This window comes from Mesorhizobium monacense (genome assembly GCF_056781675.1).
Genome location: NZ_CM165567.1, coordinates 5,850,643 through 5,865,119, shown reverse-complemented (window position 1 = coordinate 5,865,119; position 14,477 = coordinate 5,850,643). Strand labels below are relative to the sequence as shown.

Here is a 14,477-nt window from a genome sequence, read left to right as displayed (position 1 = left end):
AACTTCGTCACGGGGCGGCGCGATCCTTATGCGCGCCAGCGCCGTCCAGCCGTCTGGACGCCGAACAGCGACGGGTTTCGGGCGTAGGCGGCCAGCCCGAGAAGCGCCGCCAGCGGGTGCGTAATGACATAGACCGGCATGGCGCGCATCAGCTCGCTGTGCGGCGCCTTGTCCTCGAAGGCAGCGCGGAAATTGCCGGCTTTCAGTGCCGGCACGATCTTTTGCGCGATGCCGCCGGTCAGGAAAACGCCGCCGCGGCTCATGAACACCAGCGCCAGATCCCCGGCGGTGCGACCGAGGCAAGTGACGAACATCGACAGCGCCTCTTCGGCCACCGGATCCGTTTTCGCCAATGCCGCGGCGGTGATTTCCGCCGGCGTTGTGAAGGGCGCCGGCTTACCGTCGGCCTTGGCCACGGCGCGATAGAGATTGACCAGGCCGCGCCCGCACAGGATCTGTTCGCCGGAGATGCGGCCTTCCAGCCTTTCGATATGCGGGAAAACCTGGAAATCGCGCGGCGAGCGCGGTCCGATGTCCATGTGGCCGCCTTCGCCGGGCACCGGAATCCAGTGGCTGAGGGCATGGATCAGCCCGGCGACGCCAAGCCCGGTGCCGGGACCGAGCACGACGCGGCAGGCATTCGGTTCCGGCGTGCCGCCGCCGATCTTTTCCATATGCTCTTCGCCGAGCGCGACCACGGCCAGCGCCTGCGCCTCGAAATCGTTGAGCACGACGATGTCGCTGAGGCCAAGATTGGCGAACATTTTCCTTGGCTTGACCACCCAAGGGCAGTTGGTCAGTTCGATCTCGTCGCCGTCGACCGGACCGGCCACCGCCAGCACCGCCGAATTGGGCCGGATCGAGGAGCGGTCGAGCACCGCCGCCTGGATCGCCTCGTCGATCGTGTTGAAATTGGCCGTCTGGACGATCTGCGGCTCGGTCGCTTCCGAATTCGCGTCGAGCACGATCGAAAAGCGCGCATTGGTGCCGCCGATGTCACCGATCAGGACCGGAAACCGCAGCGCTGTCTCGTCGTCACCTTGCATGGCTCTTGGTCGTCCCTATTCCGACAGTCTGCCGCTGTTTCTCGTGACTAGCGCATGACTTCGGAAAGGGAAAGCCGCTTCCGCGTTAGTTTCCCGGCCGCGGTCGCGGCAGTGGGATGCCGATCTCGGGTGTCGGCGCGAACGCGCTTGCCGAGGCGGGCAGCGCCGCCGCGTCGCTTGGCACTGTCGTTGCCGTCGGCAGCGCTTCCGCAGGCTCGGCGGCGACAGCGATCGGCACGCTGCCGCCGTGATAGGTGGCGGCTTCCGCCGAGGCCGGAGCCGGCGCGTCGAGCACGGTTTGGCATTGCCTGGGCAGGTTCGCCATCGTCATGATGTCGCGCGCCTTTGGCGCATCCGGGTTCTTGTTGGGCCGCCACGGCTCCTCGGTGAACCACCAGGCCAGCGGCTTGCCGCAGCCGTCGTCAGCCGGGGTCGTTTCCTGCCCCTTGCAATTGGGCGAACCCGGCTGGCAGCCGATACGCATGTGGAAGTGGTAGTCGTGGCCCCAGAACGGCCGGATCTTGCGCAGCCAGGAGCGGTCACCGGTGACGGTGTCGCAGAGCTTCTTCTTGATGCCGGGATTGACCAGGATGCGCTCGACCTCCGGGTAGCTGGCGGCGCGCCTGAGGAGCCGCGTATGCATCGGCTTCCACAGCGCGTCCTTCACCAGATGGGTCTTCTCATCGACCATCAAGGTGGCGCTCATCTCTTCGCGCTGGCGGGTCGAAAGCGGGCGACTGGGCATCGGCGTCAGCCAGATGTCGGCGTCGAGGCCGATCTGGTGCGAGGCATGACCGGTCAGCATCGGGCCGCCGCGCGGTTGCGAGATGTCGCCGATCAACAGCCCCGGCCAGCCGTCGGCGTGAGCGTCACGCGACAATTTCTCGACCAGCGCGATCATCGCCGGATGGCCCCAGCGCCGGTTGCGCGACGGCCGCATCACTTCCCAGGTCGGCCCGTCCATGGGGATGGCGACGCCGCCGGCAAAGCAGCCCTTGGAATAGAAGCCGAAGGACTGCGCCGCCGCCACCGCCGGCAGCTTCTTGGCGCCGAACAGGTCTTTTGCCCGCGGCTCGGCCGTCAGCGCGCCCGCGACAAGCCCAATGAGGGCAAGGATGGACATCATCGCCGTCAGGAACGGCCTTCTGCCGGGCAATGATCGCATCGAAATCGTCATGAAACCGATCCCCTCCGCAACAGGCCGCGAACCATGGCGAATCATACCATGACCGGCGCTTCGATCACGAGCGCTTCATCGGGCTGCGCGCTTCGCCCTCGCGCCAGTTGCCATCGGCCCACATGTGGTCGAACGCCACCCGGTAGTCGGGAAAGCGGAAGCTGTAGCCCGCCGCCTTGATCGCCGTGTTGGCGACACGCTTGTTCTCGCCATAGAAGGAGCGCGCCATGGGCGAAAGTTGGGCGGTCTCAAACGGAATTTCCGGCGGCGGTTCGATACCCATCAGCGAGGCGGCATAGGCGACGACGTCCTGCGGCGGCGCCGGCAGGTCGTCGGTGACGTTGAAGATGCCACCCAGATTGTGGTCGATGAGATGCCAGAGCGCGCCGGCAATATCGTCGCAATGGATGCGATTGAACACCTGGCCCGGCTTGACCAGCCGCCGCGCGGTGCCGTCGTCCAGGTTGACCAGCGCGTTGCGGCCCGGACCGTAGATTCCGGAGAGCCGCAGGATCGCCACCAGCCGTCCGGTCTCCTCGCCCAGTTTCAGCCAATCCTTTTCGGCGGCCACCCGCATCACCGAACGTTTGGACACGGGCCGGCATTCGGCGGTCTCGTCCACCCAGCCGCCGCCATGGTCGCCATAGACGCCGACGGTGGAGAGATAGCCGATCCATTCGAGCGCCGGCATGGTCATGATTGCCTGGCGCGCGGCATTCAGCACGGGATCGCCGACCTCTTCCGGCGCCACCGAGACGATGAGGTGGGTGGTTGTCCTCAAGGCCTCGCCGATCTCTGGGGTCAGCGCGCCGTCGAAGCGCAACGGCGTGACGCCGGCCTGCCGGAGTGCTTCAAACTTCTCCGGCGAGCGAGTGGTGCCGAAAATCAGCGCCGCATCGCTGTTGGCCCGCGCAAAAGCCTTGCCGGAGTAGCCGGCGCCGAAGATGAGGATATGCTTTTCGGTCATGCATGCATCTCGATTGGATTTGACTGCGCCAGAAGCCATTCGCGGCGCACAGCCTCGTCGCGTTCGGTTTGTGCCGCGGCTGCGGCACGTTCGGCGAACTCGGTCTCGGGCACAAGCCGCGACAGCGCCCACACTGCCGCGCCGCGCACCAGCGGCGAGGCATCGCCGAGCAATTCGCGCACCGAACCGGCCAGCGAAGGATCGCCGGAATTGCCGGCGGCGATCAGCACGTTGCGGACAAAGCGGTCGCGGCCGATGCGTTTTATGGGCGAACCGGTAAAGAACGAGCGAAAAGCAGCGTCGTCGAGCAGCAAGAGCTCCGCAAGCGGCGGCTCGCGCAGATCCGCGCGGGCGACAAGCTTCGCCTCTGACGCTGCTTGCGCGAACTTGTTCCACGGACAGGCGGCGAGACAATCGTCGCAGCCATAGATGCGGTTGCCGATCTTTTCGCGGAACTCGTGCGGGATCGGCCCCTTGTTCTCGATGGTGAGATAAGAAATGCAGCGCCGCGCATCGAGCCGGTAGGGCGCCGGGAAGGCATCGGTCGGGCAGGCGTCGAGGCAGGCGCGGCAGGAACCGCAATGGTCGTCCTCCGCCTTGTCGGGCGCAAGCGCGGCCGTCGTGAAGATGGTACCGAGAAACAGCCACGAGCCGTGTTCGCGGCTGACCAGGTTGGTGTGCTTGCCCTGCCAGCCGAGCCCGGCGGCTTCGGCGAGCGGCTTTTCCATCACCGGCGCGGTATCGACGAACACCTTCACGTCGCCGCCGGCGCGCGCCACGATCTTGCCGGCGATCTCCTTCAGCCGCCCCTTCATCACCTCGTGATAGTCGCGGTTCTGCGCATAGACGGAGATCGCGCCACGGTCGCGCTTTTCCTGCAGCATGCGCGGATCGAATTCCGGGCCGTAATTCATCGCCAGCACGACGATCGAGCGCACCTCGGGCCACAGCGCCGCCGGTTCGCCCCGGCGCTCGAGCGTTTCGGCGATCCAGCCCATCGAGCCATGGAAACCGTCGGCGATGAATTCGGCGAGCCGGGCCGGCGCTAGAGGGATCGCGTCGGGCGTGGTGACGGCGACCGCATCGAAGCCGGCGCGCTGCGCCTCGCGGTCGATCAGCGCGCGCAGTTTTACGGCGTCAGAAGTCGAGGTCCGCATAATGTGACACCGGCGACAGGCCGCGCACCCGGTCGGACAGAAGCGGCCGGAACGATGGCCGCGATTTCACCCGCGTATACCATTCGCGCGCCGCTGCGTGTTCGCGCCAGTCGATCTCGCCGAGATAGTCGAGCACCGACAGCGCCGCCGCCGCCGCGAGGTCGGCATAGGTCACCTTGTTGCCGGCCAGCCAGTGGCGGGTGCCGGCCAGCCAGTTGGTGTATTTCATGTGCTGGCGGATGTTGGCGCGGGCAGCCCGGATCGCGCCCGAATCGGGCGAACCGCCGCCCGCTGTCTCCGGCATCACCGGCTTCAGCACGCGCTCGCGCACCAGGTGTCTTGTGACTTCACCTTCGGCCTTGCTGAGATACCAGTCGGTCAGCCGCCGGATTTCGGCACGTTCCATAGGGTCTTCGGCAAACAGCCTCTTGTCGCGCTTCAGGACGCCGCGCGTCTCGTCGAGATATTCGGCGATCACCATCGCGCCGACGATCGGCACGTCGCCTTCGGCAAGCAGGATCGGCAAGGTTCCGGCCGGGTTCAGCGCCAAAAACTCCTTGCGCCGCGTCCACGGCTTTTCTTCGATCAGCGCCAGCTCCTCGCCATATTCGCCAAAGGCGAGGCGGACGAACCGGCAGGTGGCGAACATCGGATGGTGGAAGAGCGTCAGCATGGTCCCGCGATAATAAGGCGCACTGGCGAATCGCCGGCCGCGCCGGTAAGTCTTGGCCGCCCGCAAAGCGGACCGTCAGGGTGCTGCGACCTATAGGGGGACTTCCGCGCCATGACAAGCAAGCCCTTCTCCCAAGCCCGCCCGCAAATCCCGAGGTTGCCATGGAAAGCCAGACCATCGTCGAAGCCCTGTTGCTCGGTCTTCTGGAGGGCCTGACCGAGTTCATACCGGTCTCCTCGACCGGCCATATCCTGCTTGCCGGCCATTTTCTCGGCTTCCACTCGACCGGCAAGGCCTTCGAGATCCTGATCCAGCTCGGCGCCATCCTGGCGATCCTCAGCGTCTATTTCCGGCGTCTGTGGCAAATGCTGCTCGACCTGCCGCATGACCGGCTGACGCGGCATTTCGTCATCGGCATCCTCATCGCCTTCCTGCCGGCGGCCATCATCGGCGCGCTGGCGCACGATTTCATCAAGACCATCCTGTTCGAATCGCCACGGCTGATCTGCATCATGCTGATCATCGGCGGTGTCGTGTTGCTGGCGGTCGACCGCATGAACCTCAAGCCCGCCTACCGTGACGTCGAACGTTTTCCGACCCGGCTCTATCTGCAGATCGGCCTGTTCCAGTGCCTGTCGCTGATCCCCGGCACGTCGCGCTCCGGCTCGACCATCGTCGGCGCGCTGCTGCTCGGCGTCGACAAGCGGGCGGCGGCGGAATTCTCCTTCTTCCTCGCCATCCCGACCATGGTCGGCGCCTTCGCCTTCGACCTGTTCAAGAACCGCAACGTGCTGAGCAGCGCCGACCTGCCGATCATCGCCGTCGGCTTCGTCGCCGCCTTCGTCACCGCGCTGATCGTCGTCCGCTTCCTGCTCGATTACGTCTCGCGCAACGGCTATTCGCTGTTCGGCTGGTGGCGGCTGGTGGTCGGCGGCGTCGGGTTGGTGGCGTTGATGATCTGGGGGTAAGGAGTGGTCCGCGTAGCGGACGGAAAGCCAATTGCTTGGCTTTCCGAACGACGAACGGTGAAGGCCCGGTCCGCCTTCGGGCGGATCAAAAGGTCCAGTGGACCTTTTGGAGGAGACTGAACGCTCGAAGGGCAGGGAGCCATGCGAGGGGCGAGCAACCTCAATTCCGCCCGTAAAACGCATTCTCGACATGCACCGGCCAGCGCCAGGGCAGCACCGCCACCATGTCGAAGCGCACCGACAGTTTTCCATAATCGGGCTGGCGCGACAGCCAGAGGTCGGCCGCGCCCTCGATGCGGCGCTCGGAACTGTGGGCGATCGCCTCCATCGCCTCCATCAGCGAGCGACGTGCCTTGACCTCGACGAACAGCACCAGGTCGCCGCGCCGGGCGATCAGGTCGATCTCGCCGAGTTTGGTGCGATGTCGGCGGGCGAGGATCCGGTAGCCTTTCAGCATCAGTGCCGCCGCCGCCAGCCATTCGCCGCGATGGCCGCGTCGATAGGCCTGCCGGCGGTGAAGAGCCTGGCGCTTAGTCGCCACCCTCGCCTCCACCGGCATCCCGGAGCTCGAGCAGCCGCCGGTACAGCGCCTGCTTCTGGCCACCGGTCATTTTCGCCGCTTCCGCCGCAGCCTTCGAGGCCGGCATTTCGGCGGCGAGGGACAGCAGCAGCCTGTCGATGTCTTCAGGCTCGTCGGCCCTGGCCTCGGCCGGGCCGACACAGATGACGATTTCGCCCTTCGGCGTGTCGGCCGCCGCATAGTGATCGGCGAGCTTTTCCAGCGTGCCGGTCCGCATCTCCTCGAAAGTCTTGGTCAGCTCGCGGCCGATCGCCGCCTTGCGGGCGCCGCCCAGCGCCGCGACCATGGCGCCAAGCGTCTCGGCCAGCCGGCGCGGCGATTCGAAGAAGATCAGCGTCGCCGGCACGGCTTTCAGCGCCTCCAGCCGCGTCAGCCGTTGCCCGGTCTTTACGGGTAGGAATCCGGCGAACAGGAAGGCGTCGGAAGGCAGGCCGGACGCCGTCAGTGCGGCGAGTGCCGCCGACGGCCCGGGGATCGGCACGACGCGGAGGCCGCGGTCCAGCGCCTCGCCGACCAGCCGGTAGCCGGGATCGGAGATCAGCGGCGTGCCGGCGTCCGAGATCAGCGCCACGCTCTGCCCGGCTTCGAGCGCCGCGATCAACTTCGGCCCGGCCTCGCCGGCATTGTGCTCGTGATAGGCGGTGGTGCGGCGGCGGATGCCGTAGCGGTCGAGCAGCACGCGCGAGACGCGCGTGTCCTCGCAGGCGACGATATCGGCGGCGGCCAGCGTCTCCAGCGCGCGCAGCGTGATGTCGGCAAGATTGCCGATCGGCGTCGCCACCAGATAGAGCGCCGGCTCGAGCGGCCGCGCCGGTATCTCGGTCTGCCCGATCACATAGCTGCGTTTGTCGCCGGTCACCGGTACCCTCTTGCGTGCATTTGGTCCTGTTTGGCACGGCGCACGCCCGGTTGCAAAACGTGATGCCGATGTAATGAGACCGCCATGCCTTTGCCATAGTGCGGAACGAAACCAAGCCCGGCGAATTTATCGGCTAGAGCGCCGCGCGTGCCTTGGGCGCGCAGAGCACGCTCTAGCACTGTTGGTCCAAACGTCTCGGGAGGAGGACAGGATGGACAGCCTGAAGATACAGGACGCTTTCGAGCCCTACTATGCCGGGCGCAAGCGCTTTGCCGCGAGGCGAGACAAAAGCCGGCCGGTCAACGCTCAAAACGATGCCGATAGCGCGGAAGTCAGGCAGCGGCTTTTGCGCCGCCTGCTGGCCGAGCCGAAGACCATAATCGAGACCGAAACCGACAGCACGACGGAGCACTGACCGGACGATGCCCAATCGCTTCGATATCTTCATCACCCGCCTTGAAACGAAAAGCGCCAGAGAAGCCGTACCGCCGCATCCGATGAACGACCAGCACAGCGTCCGCCGCGACAAGGCCGACGCCAGCCGGCCCGAAACGGAGAGGCGCATGCCGAGAAGGATCGCGGCAAGCGTCGTTTCAAGCACGACGCCTGACCAGCAAACCTTTGCGATTGGCAGAGACCGCTCTCGCTTCATCCCAAGGCGAAGCAGGAAGCGACGCGGCGCGGTAGCGGGGCTCTCATCCTTCAGCCGAGATATCGCGGTACTTTCGCCTCCAGCAGCCGGACCAACTCCGGATCCATGAATTCGTAATCATCCGGAATGTCGAGGCAGATGACGCGGGCCCGCTTCAGGCTCACCTTGAATTTCTTCTGCAGCTTGGCGCGGTGCGCCTTCTCCATGACGAAGATGATGTCGGCCCAGGCGACCCAGTTCGTGCGTCAGCGCATTGTCGGCGTCGTGATTGGTGCCGGCCGAAGCGACTTCGATATCCCTGCGCTTCGAAAACACCTGCTCCGCCGTGGGACTGCGCAAGCGGTTCTGGCTGCAGACGAAGAGGACGTTTTTCAACGGCTTACCGCGCCAGATCCGCCACCACCGCGTCGAGCACGATCATGCCGGCCGGCGTGACGCGCAGCCGGGCATTGCCGATCGGCGCCACCAGCCCTTCGCCCTGCAGCACCGAGAGCCGCGCGCTCGACAGGCCGCGCCCGGAGAACGCCTCGTAGCGGGAAAGGTCGATGCCCTCGGCCAGCCGCAGCCCCATCAGCAGGAACTCGTCGGCTTCTTCCGAGCGCGTCAGGATCTCGCCGCCGGTAACGCCATGGCCCTTGGCTTCGACCAGATTGGCCCAGGTCTCCGGCATCCGCTCGGCGATCGTCACCACGCGGTGGCCGTGTTCGACGAAGCGGCCATGCGCGCCGGGGCCGACGCCGACATATTCGCCATAGCGCCAGTAGGTCAGATTGTGCCGGCTCTCGGCACCCGGCCTGGCGTGGTTGGATATCTCGTAGGCCGGCAAGCCATGCGCCGATGTCACCTCCTGCGTCAGCGCGTAGAGGTCGGCGGCGTGGTCGTTGTCCGGAATGGTGAATTTCTTGGCCGCATGCAGCGCATGGAACGGCGTGCCTTCCTCGATGGTCAGCTGGTAGAGCGACAGATGGTCGGCGGCATGGCCGATCGCCTGTTCCAGCTCTGCCTGCCAGGCCTCCGGCGTCTGGCCCGGCCGCGCATAGATCAGGTCGAACGAGAGGCGGGGGAATATTTCCCGCGCGAGCCCGATGGCATGCAGCGCCTCCTCGACATTGTGCAGCCGGCCGAGGAAGCGCAGATCCTTGTCGTTCAGCGCCTGCACGCCGAGCGACACACGGTTGACGCCGGCCGCGCGATAGCCGCGAAAACGCTCGGCCTCGACCGACGAAGGATTGGCCTCCAGCGTTACCTCGATGCCCTCAGGCACCGTCCAGTTCTTCGCCACCGCGTTGAGCACCGTCGCCACGGTTTCCGGCTTCATCAGCGAAGGCGTGCCGCCGCCGAGGAAGATGCTGGTCACCTCGCGCGGCCCGGTGCGGGCGCGCATTGTCGCCAGCTCCGTTTCGAAGGCGCGCGCAAAACGCTCCTGGTCGACCGGCTGGTGGCGAACATGGCTGTTGAAGTCGCAATAGGGGCACTTGGCCGCGCAGAACGGCCAATGGACGTAGACGCCGAAGCCGGGGCCGCGGTCGAGCTGCATGGTGGTGCCGTGCCCAATCATGCCGTGCCCATCATTCCGAACCGAGCCGGGCGCGCGCGAATTTCTGGAAGGCGCGGGCGCGGTGCGACAGGGCCGTCGGCTGGCCGGGCTTCCAGCCATGCTTCTCCTCGGCGCTCATTTCGCCGAAAGTCTTTTCGAAACCGTCCGGCAGAAACACCGGGTCGTAGCCGAAACCGAGCGTGCCGCGTGGCGGCCACACCAGCGTGCCTTCGGCCTCGCCGCGGAAATACTCGGCATCGCCATCGGGAAAGGCCAGGCAGATGACAGCGACGAAGCGGCCTTTGCGCTGTGCCGGATCGACCGCGCCGACTTCCTGCAGCGCGACTTCCGTGCGCTGCATGGCCATGCCGAAATCGCGCGAACCGTCCGGCGTCTCTGCCCAATTGGCGGTGTAGACGCCGGGCGCGCCGTCGAGCGCGTCGACGCAGAGGCCGGAATCGTCCGACAGCGCCGGCAGGCCGGTCGCCTTGGCGGCGGCAAAGGCCTTGATGTAGGCGTTCTCCTCGAAGGTGGTGCCGGTCTCGTCCGGCTCCGGCAGGCCATACTCCTTGGCGGATTTCGCCTCGAAGCCGAACGGCGCCATCAGGTCGGAGAATTCGCGCAGCTTGCCTTCATTGTGGCTGGCGACGACGATCTTTTGTCCGTTGAGCGAATGCATCAGAGGCCCCAGATCCTTGCTTCGGCGAATTCGATCGAATTGCCGGAGGGGTCGCGTATATAGATCGAACGCCCGCCTTGCGGCCACTCGAACTCGCTTTCGATGGCGATCTTCTTCGTCGCGAGATGTTGCCGCCAGCCGGCGATCTCGTCAGCGCTCGCGGCAAAGCAGAGGTGGCCATCGCCGACTGTGCCATGCGGCGGCACCTTCAGCCTGGCGTCGGGCGCCGGCGGTACCTTGGTGGCCTCAGCGTTGAAGAGCAGGAGCACTCCGGAACGGCAGCGGAAGAACACATGCCTGCCCTCGACCTTGCCGAGCACCTCGAGGCCGAGCATGTCGCGATAGAAGGCTTCCGCGGCAGCCAAATCGGTGACGTAGAGGGCCGATTCGAGGATGGCGGGAGGTCTCATGGAAAGCCTATACGACAGCCATCTGCTGCAGGCTGACCAGGCGTTGGATGCCCTTCTTGGCCAGGCCCATCAGCGCGGCGAACTGGTCTTCGGAGAAGGGCTCGCCCTCGGCCGTGCCCTGGATCTCGACGATGCCGCCCTTGCCGGTCATGACGAAATTGGCGTCGGTGCCGGCCGAGGAATCCTCGAGATAGTCGAGATCGATGACCGGCTGGCCGTCATGGATGCCGCAGGAAATCGCCGCGACATGGTCCTTCAGCACCTTGGCGACGCTGGCCATCTGCCGGGCTTCCATCCAGCGCAGGCAGTCGTAAAGCGCCACCCAGCCGCCGGTGATCGACGCCGTGCGGGTGCCGCCATCGGCCTGGATGACATCGCAGTCGACGGTGATCTGTTGCTCGCCCAGCGCCTGCAGATCGACCACGGCGCGCAAGGAGCGGCCGATCAGCCGCTGGATCTCCAGCGTGCGGCCGCCCTGCTTGCCGGCGGAGGCCTCGCGGCGCATGCGCTCGCCGGTGGAACGCGGCAGCATGCCATATTCGGCCGTCACCCAGCCCTTGCCGGAATTGCGCATCCAGGCCGGCACTTTTTCCTCCAGGCTCGCCGTGCACAGGACATGCGTGTCGCCGAACTTCACCAGGCACGAGCCTTCGGCGTGTTTGGAGACGCCGCGCTCGAAGGAGATGGCGCGCATTTCGTCGGCTTGGCGTTTGGAGGGGCGCATTCAGGCCTCTTTCTTCTGGTTTTCCGGAATCGTGGGCGGCTTGTAGACGCATGCGGCCCATGGCGCAAAGGAAAATGGACCGGGTTGCGCGGGCACGGCCTAAGTCTATATTTGAACCGGAGGTTTTTGGCCCGAATGACCAAGGCAGTCGATCCCGCGTCGCAGTCGCCGGTGCTCCAGTCACTGGATATGCGTTCGCGCGACATTTTCCGGCGCATCGTCGATTCCTATCTGAGGGATGGCGAGCCGGTCGGTTCGCGCAGCCTGTCGCGCATACTGCCCTCGTCGCTGTCGCCGGCGACCATCCGCAATGTGATGAGCGACCTCGAGCATCTCGGCCTGATCTATGCGCCGCATATCTCGGCCGGACGTTTGCCGACGCAGACCGGCCTGCGCTTCTTCGTCGACGCCTTCATGGAGCTTGGCGACCTTTCCGACGAGGAGCGCCGCATCATCGAGGCGCAGGTGCGGGCCTCCGGCTCGGGCGCGACGCTGGAGCATATGCTGACCGAGGCCAGCCAGATGCTGTCGGGCATGTCGCGCGGCGCCGGCCTGGTGCTCGCCGCCAAGAACGAAGTGGCGCTCAAGCACATCGAGTTCATCCAGCTCGAGCCGACCAAGGCGCTGGCCGTGCTGGTGTCGCAGAACGGCGATGTCGAGAACCGCGTCGTCGACCTGCCCGCCGGCACCACCGTCTCGCAATTGCACGAGGCCTCGAACTTCCTCAACGCCCATATCCGTGGCCGGACGCTGGCCGAGGCGCGCATCGAGATCGCCCGTATCAAGGAAGAGACCAGGGCCGCCCTCGACACGCTGTCGCAGGACCTGGTCGAGAAGGGCCTGGCGGTCTGGGCAGGCGCCGACAGCGGCCTGCCGGCGCGTCTCATCGTGCGCGGCCGCGCCAATCTGCTGGAAAACGTCACCGCCCAGGCCGATATCGAGTTGCTGCGCCATCTGTTCGAGGACCTGGAGACGCAGGACGGGCTGGTCCAGCTGCTCGACCTTGCCGAGGAAGGGCCTGGCGTGCGCATCTTCATCGGCTCGGAAAACAAGCTCTTTTCGCTGTCCGGCTCGTCGCTGGTCGTCGCGCCCTATCGCGACAAGGACGCCCGCGTCGTCGGCGCGCTCGGCGTCATCGGCCCGACGCGCCTGAACTACGCCCGCATAGTGCCGATGGTCGACTATACGGCGCAGCTCATTTCGCGCATGCTGCGCTAGGTGTATCGATATTCGGGTGAGACCGGCCTGCAAATGGCGGTTTCCTGCGCTTCCGGTGCTCACGTACCCAAAAGTACGCTCCGCTCCGGTTCTCGGAAACCACCATTTTCGGCGCGGCCTGACCCGAATCTCAACACACCTTGGAACGAACAGGCTGCCGAGGAGAAAAAGAATGGCGCTGGAATCATTGAAGGCCCAGATCAGCCTGCTGCTCGAGGAAATGATCAACCAGCCCGAGGACCAGCATGAGGTGCAGGAACAGCTGCGCGAAAAGCTGAGGGAGCTGCGCGCCATGGGCCTGCCGCTGCCGGCCGATCTCGTTGAACTGGAAAAGCGTCTCGACGACGATTTCTACGCTGCCGGGACCTGAACCGGCGATCCTTCAAATCCCTGTGTGCCGAGGCCCTGCTCGGAACAAGCAGGCGGGTCTGCCCGTTTCGCTGGTCAAGGTGAACCGGAGAATGCCATGATCCGACGTGTCGGTCTGGCGGCATTTGTCGCCACTCTGTTTGTCGTCCCCAGCAGCTTCGCGCTACAGTCGGACCAGCCGGTGCTGACGGGGAAAGCCGCCTTCGGCGACTGGAAGGCCGACAGGCCGGGCGTGCGTCGACTGATCAGGCCTGATGATTTGCAGGCCCCTTACCTCACCGAATCCGCGTCCAACGGCGCCGGCTTGGCCGATCGTCCCGAAGGCGCCAAGCCAATTCTGCCGCCGGGCTTTTCGGTAGAGTTGATTGCCTCCGGCATCGACAATCCGCGTGTCGTGCGCATGGCGCCGAACGGCGACCTCTTCGTCGCCGACAGCAAGGTCAACCAGATACGCGTCTACCGTCTCACCGAGGGCAGCGCCAAGCCTGCCGACGAAACCACCTTCGCCAAGGGCTTCAACCGGCCCTATGGCATTGCCTTCTACCCGCCGGGAGACAAGCCGCAATGGGTCTATGTCGCCAACAGCAACAGCGTCGTGCGCTTCGCCTATCGTGACGGCGACCTGCAGGCGTCCGGCGAGCCGGAAACCATCGTCGCCGACATCCCCTCCAGCCACCACTGGACCCGCGACATCGTCTTCTCGCCCGACGGCAAGACGCTCTATCTGTCGGTTGGCTCCGGCTCCAATGCTGCCGAGGATATCGGCAAGGAACCGGAGGGCGGGCTCGAGCAATGGGCGAAATCGCAGCCGCTGGGCGCGGCCTGGGGCTCCGAGCAAGGCCGCGCCGACGTTCTCGCCTTCGATCCCGACGGCAAGAACCGGCGCAGCTTCGCCACCGGGCTGCGCAACTGCTCCGGCATGACCGTGCAGCCGGCCACCGGCGCGCTCTGGTGCGTCGTCAACGAGCGAGACGAACTCGGCGACAATGTCCCGTTCGAATATGCGACGACGGTAAAGGACGGCGGCTTCTACGGCTGGCCCTGGTATTACATCGGCTCCAACGAGGATCCGCGCCACCAGGGCGAGCGTCCCGACCTCGCCGGCAAGGTGACCGTGCCTGACGTGCTGATGCAGGCGCATTCGGCGCCGCTCAACATCGCCTTCTACGCCGGCAGGAGCTTTCCGGCCGAGTATCAGGGGGATGCGTTCGTCGCCCTGCACGGCTCCTGGAACCGCGACATCAGGACGGGCTACAAGGTGGTGCGATTGAAATTCAAGGACGGCAAGCCGACCGGCGAGTATGAGGATTTCATGACCGGCTTCGTCATCGCCGACGACGCGGTCTGGGGTCGACCGGTTGGCGTTGCGGTGGCTAAAGACGGTTCGCTGATCGTCACCGAAGACGGCAACGGCACCATCTGGCGCGTTACCTACGGCGAAGACCCGACCTGAGGCGCTCG

The 14,477-nt window shown here is 65.6% G+C and carries 17 protein-coding genes and 1 pseudogene; 5 read left to right on the top strand and 13 right to left on the bottom strand.

From position 1 onward, the window contains the following. Positions 1-26: 26 nt before the first annotated feature. The 5 genes from AC1RUK_RS28060 to AC1RUK_RS28040 all read right to left on the bottom strand — a co-directional run bounded on the left by AC1RUK_RS28060 (position 27) and on the right by AC1RUK_RS28040 (position 5,020). The gene (locus tag AC1RUK_RS28060) at positions 27-1,046 is read right to left on the bottom strand and encodes a glucokinase (RefSeq protein ID WP_481838040.1); all 1,020 of its coding nucleotides are present in this window, start codon (positions 1,044-1,046) and stop codon (positions 27-29) included. 85 nt (positions 1,047-1,131) lie between these two features. Further along, positions 1,132-2,223: a penicillin-insensitive murein endopeptidase gene (mepA, locus tag AC1RUK_RS28055; protein ID WP_481838041.1), complete on the bottom strand. Its 1,092-nt coding sequence runs from the start codon at positions 2,221-2,223 to the stop codon at positions 1,132-1,134. 64 nt (positions 2,224-2,287) lie between these two features. Next, on the bottom strand, positions 2,288-3,190 hold the full coding sequence (locus AC1RUK_RS28050) for an SDR family oxidoreductase (RefSeq protein ID WP_481838042.1): 903 nt from the start codon (positions 3,188-3,190) through the stop codon (positions 2,288-2,290). Continuing rightward, positions 3,187-4,347 (bottom strand): tRNA epoxyqueuosine(34) reductase QueG, encoded by a 1,161-nt coding sequence (gene queG, locus AC1RUK_RS28045; RefSeq protein WP_481838043.1) that lies wholly within the window; start codon positions 4,345-4,347, stop codon positions 3,187-3,189. Before queG ends, AC1RUK_RS28050 begins: the two co-directional genes overlap by 4 nt. Further along, positions 4,328-5,020 carry a glutathione S-transferase family protein gene (locus tag AC1RUK_RS28040; protein WP_436170017.1) on the bottom strand — a complete coding sequence of 231 codons (693 nt, stop codon included), beginning with the start codon at positions 5,018-5,020 and terminating at the stop codon, positions 4,328-4,330. The genes queG and AC1RUK_RS28040 overlap by 20 nt, the downstream gene beginning before the upstream one ends. 161 nt (positions 5,021-5,181) lie before the next feature. Here AC1RUK_RS28040 and AC1RUK_RS28035 point away from each other — a divergent pair, with 161 nt between their 5' ends. Continuing rightward, positions 5,182-5,988 carry an undecaprenyl-diphosphate phosphatase gene (locus AC1RUK_RS28035; RefSeq protein ID WP_481838044.1) on the top strand — a complete coding sequence of 269 codons (807 nt, stop codon included), beginning with the start codon at positions 5,182-5,184 and terminating at the stop codon, positions 5,986-5,988. A gap of 160 nt (positions 5,989-6,148) precedes the next feature. On the opposite strand, the gene AC1RUK_RS28030 is transcribed toward AC1RUK_RS28035, so the two are convergent. Both AC1RUK_RS28030 and rsmI read right to left on the bottom strand, forming a co-directional pair. Then, a complete protein-coding gene (locus tag AC1RUK_RS28030; RefSeq protein WP_436170019.1) occupies positions 6,149-6,547 on the bottom strand; it encodes a YraN family protein in 399 nt (132 codons plus the stop codon). Then, positions 6,519-7,427 (bottom strand): 16S rRNA (cytidine(1402)-2'-O)-methyltransferase, encoded by a 909-nt coding sequence (rsmI, locus tag AC1RUK_RS28025; RefSeq protein ID WP_436170020.1) that lies wholly within the window; start codon positions 7,425-7,427, stop codon positions 6,519-6,521. The genes AC1RUK_RS28030 and rsmI overlap by 29 nt, the downstream gene beginning before the upstream one ends. 211 nt (positions 7,428-7,638) lie before the next feature. On the opposite strand from rsmI, the gene AC1RUK_RS28020 reads away from it, so the two are divergent. After that, complete coding sequence (locus tag AC1RUK_RS28020; RefSeq protein ID WP_481838045.1) at positions 7,639-7,842, top strand: hypothetical protein; 204 nt, start codon at positions 7,639-7,641, stop codon at positions 7,840-7,842. 287 nt (positions 7,843-8,129) lie between these two features. Here the strand turns inward: AC1RUK_RS28020 and AC1RUK_RS28015 are convergent, their stop codons facing one another. The 6 genes and pseudogenes from AC1RUK_RS28015 to rph all read right to left on the bottom strand — a co-directional run bounded on the left by AC1RUK_RS28015 (position 8,130) and on the right by rph (position 11,429). Beyond that, positions 8,130-8,285 (bottom strand): hypothetical protein, encoded by a 156-nt coding sequence (locus AC1RUK_RS28015; RefSeq protein WP_481839629.1) that lies wholly within the window; start codon positions 8,283-8,285, stop codon positions 8,130-8,132. A 25-nt stretch (positions 8,286-8,310) separates the two neighbouring features. Then, positions 8,311-8,394: pseudogene (locus tag AC1RUK_RS28010) on the bottom strand (low molecular weight protein tyrosine phosphatase family protein); the annotation flags it as partial. Positions 8,395-8,458: 64 nt separating this feature from the next. Then, a complete protein-coding gene (hemW, locus tag AC1RUK_RS28005; RefSeq protein ID WP_481838046.1) occupies positions 8,459-9,637 on the bottom strand; it encodes a radical SAM family heme chaperone HemW in 1,179 nt (392 codons plus the stop codon). Between the two features lie 10 nt (positions 9,638-9,647). Next, entirely contained in the window at positions 9,648-10,295 is a 648-nt protein-coding gene (gene rdgB, locus AC1RUK_RS28000; protein WP_481838047.1) for an RdgB/HAM1 family non-canonical purine NTP pyrophosphatase, read from the bottom strand. Continuing rightward, on the bottom strand, positions 10,295-10,705 hold the full coding sequence (locus tag AC1RUK_RS27995; protein ID WP_481838048.1) for a VOC family protein: 411 nt from the start codon (positions 10,703-10,705) through the stop codon (positions 10,295-10,297). The genes rdgB and AC1RUK_RS27995 overlap by 1 nt, the downstream gene beginning before the upstream one ends. 7 nt (positions 10,706-10,712) lie before the next feature. Further along, complete coding sequence (gene rph / locus AC1RUK_RS27990) at positions 10,713-11,429, bottom strand: ribonuclease PH (RefSeq protein WP_481838049.1); 717 nt, start codon at positions 11,427-11,429, stop codon at positions 10,713-10,715. Between the two features lie 135 nt (positions 11,430-11,564). On the opposite strand from rph, the gene hrcA reads away from it, so the two are divergent. From hrcA to AC1RUK_RS27975, 3 genes are all read left to right on the top strand, one after another. After that, the gene (gene hrcA / locus AC1RUK_RS27985; protein WP_436170028.1) at positions 11,565-12,647 is read left to right on the top strand and encodes a heat-inducible transcriptional repressor HrcA; all 1,083 of its coding nucleotides are present in this window, start codon (positions 11,565-11,567) and stop codon (positions 12,645-12,647) included. A gap of 172 nt (positions 12,648-12,819) precedes the next feature. After that, the gene (locus tag AC1RUK_RS27980) at positions 12,820-13,017 is read left to right on the top strand and encodes a hypothetical protein (protein WP_436170029.1); all 198 of its coding nucleotides are present in this window, start codon (positions 12,820-12,822) and stop codon (positions 13,015-13,017) included. Positions 13,018-13,113: 96 nt separating this feature from the next. Beyond that, complete coding sequence (locus AC1RUK_RS27975) at positions 13,114-14,469, top strand: PQQ-dependent sugar dehydrogenase (RefSeq protein ID WP_481838050.1); 1,356 nt, start codon at positions 13,114-13,116, stop codon at positions 14,467-14,469. Positions 14,470-14,477: the final 8 nt, after the last annotated feature.

Coding starts and splice junctions, on each gene's coding strand:
- rph (WP_481838049.1), bottom strand. CDS start 11,429: ATGCGCCCCTCCAAACGCCAAGCCGACGAAATGCGCGCCATCTCCTTC.
- AC1RUK_RS28035 (WP_481838044.1), top strand. CDS start 5,182: ATGGAAAGCCAGACCATCGTCGAAGCCCTGTTGCTCGGTCTTCTGGAG.
- rdgB (WP_481838047.1), bottom strand. CDS start 10,295: ATGCATTCGCTCAACGGACAAAAGATCGTCGTCGCCAGCCACAATGAA.
- queG (WP_481838043.1), bottom strand. CDS start 4,347: ATGCGGACCTCGACTTCTGACGCCGTAAAACTGCGCGCGCTGATCGAC.
- AC1RUK_RS28015 (WP_481839629.1), bottom strand. CDS start 8,285: ATGGAGAAGGCGCACCGCGCCAAGCTGCAGAAGAAATTCAAGGTGAGC.
- AC1RUK_RS28050 (WP_481838042.1), bottom strand. CDS start 3,190: ATGACCGAAAAGCATATCCTCATCTTCGGCGCCGGCTACTCCGGCAAG.
- AC1RUK_RS28020 (WP_481838045.1), top strand. CDS start 7,639: ATGGACAGCCTGAAGATACAGGACGCTTTCGAGCCCTACTATGCCGGG.
- hemW (WP_481838046.1), bottom strand. CDS start 9,637: ATGATTGGGCACGGCACCACCATGCAGCTCGACCGCGGCCCCGGCTTC.
- AC1RUK_RS28060 (WP_481838040.1), bottom strand. CDS start 1,046: ATGCAAGGTGACGACGAGACAGCGCTGCGGTTTCCGGTCCTGATCGGT.
- mepA (WP_481838041.1), bottom strand. CDS start 2,223: ATGACGATTTCGATGCGATCATTGCCCGGCAGAAGGCCGTTCCTGACG.
- AC1RUK_RS27995 (WP_481838048.1), bottom strand. CDS start 10,705: ATGAGACCTCCCGCCATCCTCGAATCGGCCCTCTACGTCACCGATTTG.
- AC1RUK_RS28040 (WP_436170017.1), bottom strand. CDS start 5,020: ATGCTGACGCTCTTCCACCATCCGATGTTCGCCACCTGCCGGTTCGTC.
- AC1RUK_RS27980 (WP_436170029.1), top strand. CDS start 12,820: ATGGCGCTGGAATCATTGAAGGCCCAGATCAGCCTGCTGCTCGAGGAA.
- AC1RUK_RS28030 (WP_436170019.1), bottom strand. CDS start 6,547: ATGCCGGTGGAGGCGAGGGTGGCGACTAAGCGCCAGGCTCTTCACCGC.
- AC1RUK_RS27975 (WP_481838050.1), top strand. CDS start 13,114: ATGATCCGACGTGTCGGTCTGGCGGCATTTGTCGCCACTCTGTTTGTC.
- hrcA (WP_436170028.1), top strand. CDS start 11,565: ATGACCAAGGCAGTCGATCCCGCGTCGCAGTCGCCGGTGCTCCAGTCA.